Origin of the sequence: Ochrobactrum sp. SFR4, assembly GCF_019730395.1 — a bacterium.
GTDB lineage: Bacteria > Pseudomonadota > Alphaproteobacteria > Rhizobiales > Rhizobiaceae > Pseudochrobactrum.
Window position 1 is genome coordinate 1 of record NZ_JAAPBB010000204.1, and the last position, 458, is coordinate 458.

1 protein-coding gene is annotated in these 458 nt (G+C 43.4%); it reads left to right on the plus strand.

Features of this window, described 5'->3' with window-relative positions; all coding sequences use genetic code 11:
• Positions 1–458 (plus strand): hypothetical protein (locus HBA93_RS18615; RefSeq protein WP_221724292.1); only part of this gene is annotated, 458 nt, incomplete at both ends.

Genomic DNA, 458 nt, shown 5'->3' on the forward strand with positions numbered 1-458 from the left:
CAGATATTATCGTTGAAACACTCGGTTATGTTGCCGTAGCAACCATGTTGCTGGTGTCGTTTCATTATATCGCCAGAAGAGATGTGCGCTTATATTATGCCGATCGCTTACTGGCGCTGCCTTTGTTTTTATTAACACCGGTAACGGCGGAATTCGGCAGTTATTATTTGCATAAAAATGATGGCGATAAGCTCTTGCCTTATTATCAGGCGGTACCGGCTGATCTGAAGCTGCATGCAGATAAGGCGCGCAAGAATATTATTATGATTTATGCGGAAAGCGCTGAAGAGACATTCGGTAAGCTTTCTGACGGTGATGATATTTTTAAAGATATGAAGGACATAGCTGGCAGCGGTTTGTATTTTAATAATATTGCTCAGGCCGCCAATACAGGCTGGACAATTGCCGGTATTGTCAGTTCGCAATGTGGTGTGCCGTTGCAGCCAAATGGTTTGTTT